Raw genomic sequence first — 2,722 nt, forward strand, 5'->3', positions numbered from 1 at the left:
TGGTTGTGGTATACCACAACCATCCGATTGCCGACGATTTTTTTGTTTTTTTATAAATTATTTTTAGACCTTGATAAAAGCTCATTAAAATATCGAGAAAAAAAAGTTTAGTATATTGACTAAACTTTTAGATAATATTTCAATTTATGTTCAAAATTACATCATAATGTAGAAATTTCAGGAGAATAAGCTTTCTCAATATCTTTGAACCGATATAGCTCTTTTCCCTCCCGCCCTGTGATTACGACGTTTAATAAGAAAAGTCACTTTTCTAAAAATTAAAAATGAATATCTGAAAATTCCACTTTTACGCTTTCCTTTTTGCTTGATATTTTATTACTATGTATCACGTTTCCATTAGATATTCTTCTTGAAGGAAGCTTAACTATAAACTTACTTCCCTTCCCAACTTCACTTTCGGCATAGATGCATCCAGAATGTAGTTCTACAATTGACTTAACCAAACTTAATCCTATACCTGTGCCTTCTGTATTTCTTGATAATGATTTATCTACCTGTTTAAATCTATCAAATATTAAATCCAAGTTCTTTTCTTCAATGCCAATGCCATTGTCATTTACTGATATTTTAACAAATTCATCCTTAGCTTTAACATCAATAAATATTTCATCATCTTTATCTGAAAATTTTATCGCATTTGATATAAGATTTAATACTACTCTCTCAATTTTTTCTGGGTCGCAGGCAATAATTTTTTCTTCTATATCTGTATCGAAAATAATTTTTATACCTTTACTATCGGTAAAATTAGTTACAGACATCACTATATCTTCTACAACTTCTACTATATTGTTATTTGATAAGTTCAATTTAAAAAAACCAGTTTCAATTTTTGATGAATCAACTATATTATTAATAAGTTTGGATAATCTGTAGCAATTTTGATTCATTGATTTAATATATTTAATAACTGAATCTTTCATTTTATCTAATGAACCACTATTGCAATGCATGTTAAATAACTGCACCGTAGCAGACAGAACATTTAGAGGTGTTTTAAGTTCATGGGATATATTAACGATAAATTCTTCCTGTGCCTTTATTGCTTCTCTCATAGTTTCCAATTGTTCCTCTTGTTTCACTTTAAATTCCTTTAATTGTTTTATCTCACTATTTTGTTCTTTAATAATTTTCCCAGCTGATACTATTTTTTCTACCATTACATTATTATAAGCATACTCCACGATATAGCCCCCATTTTTTCAATATATCCTTTAGCTTTATGATTATAAAATTAATAAATCAAAATTAATTCAACATATACTCTTATTACTATATATTACCATAAATTGGGTTGTTTTGATATGGTATAAATCCTAATTGTTACAATATATTCAATAAAATTAAAAATAACATCAACAATTATGTCAGTGCTTATATGAGAACTTATTTTTCAACACGAACCCAGCTTAAGCCATTGAGTTTTACAATTTTTATTTTTTATAAATTGCGTTAGAATATTACATATCATTTATAAAAAAATTACAGATAAATATCTGAAAATTCCACTCGTACACTCTTATTTACACCTCTCATTTTGTTAGTATATATCATATTTTCCTGAAGTACCTTTCCTGAAGGAAGTATAACTGTAAACTTACTTCCTTTCCCAAATTCACTTTCAGCATATATACTACCACCATGTAATTCTACAATTGATTTAACCAAATTTAACCCAACACCTGTACCTTCTGTATTTCTTGACAGCGATTTATCTACCTGCTTAAATCTATCAAATATCATATTTAAGTACTCTTTTTCAATGCCAATACCATTATCTTTGACTGATAATTCAACAAATCCATTCTTATCCTTAATACCAACAAATATTTCATCACCTTCATCTGAAAATTTTATCGCATTTGATAAAAGATTTAACACTATTTTCTCTATCTTTTCTGTATCACAAGCAATATTTTTTTCTTCTATATCCGTATCAAAGATAATATTTAAGCCTTTACTTTCTGTAAAAGCAGTTACTGACATCACTATTTCTTCTACAACTTTGACTATATTGTTATTTGATAAATTTAATTTAAAAAATCCCGTTTCAATTTTTGATATATCAACTATATTATTAATAAGTTTGGATAACCTATAGGAATTTAATTTCATTACGTCAATATATTTAATAATTGAATCCTTCTTTTCATCCAATGAACCACTATTACAATACATATCAAATAACTGAGCTGTTGAATAAATAACATTTAATGGTGTTTTAAGTTCATGAGCCATGTTAACTAGGAATTCTCCCTGTATCTTATTGGCAATGACTAACTTTTTATTGGCAATAATTAGTTCCGCTGACTGTTTACCTTTCTCTCGTTGAAAAGCGAGTTCCTTATTGGCAATAATTAACTCTGCTTCCCTGGCTGCTTTTTCTCTGCTTAGAAATGCAATCTTTTTATTAGCGATAATTAACTCTGCTGCCCTATCTGCTTTTTCTCCGCTTTGAAACGCAAACTCTTTAATAGCAATGATTAACTCCGCTGCCCTGTCTGCTTTCTCTCTGATTTGAAAGGCAAGCTCTTTATTAGCGATGATTAACTCCGCTGCCCTGTCAGCTTTCTCTTCACTTTGAAAGGCAAGCTCTTTATTAGCGATGATTAACTCCGCTGCCCTGTCTGCTTTCTCTCCACTTTGAAAGGCAAGCTCTTTATTAGCGATGATTAATTCCGCTGCCCTGTCTGCTTTCTCT

At 29.4% G+C, this 2,722-nt stretch carries 2 protein-coding genes; both read right to left on the reverse strand.

The features are described 5' to 3' along the window. Positions 1-278: 278 nt before the first annotated feature. On the reverse strand, positions 279-1,205 hold the full coding sequence (locus VIM70_RS03010) for a HAMP domain-containing sensor histidine kinase (protein ID WP_331943995.1): 927 nt from the start codon (positions 1,203-1,205) through the stop codon (positions 279-281). A 298-nt stretch (positions 1,206-1,503) separates the two neighbouring features. Further along, on the reverse strand, positions 1,504-2,722 hold a 1,219-nt coding region (locus VIM70_RS03015), incomplete at its 5' end, for a HAMP domain-containing sensor histidine kinase (RefSeq protein ID WP_331943997.1).

The sequence above is a fragment of the Clostridium sp. genome (assembly GCF_036569345.1).
Taxonomy (GTDB): domain Bacteria; phylum Bacillota; class Clostridia; order Clostridiales; family Clostridiaceae; genus Clostridium_AD.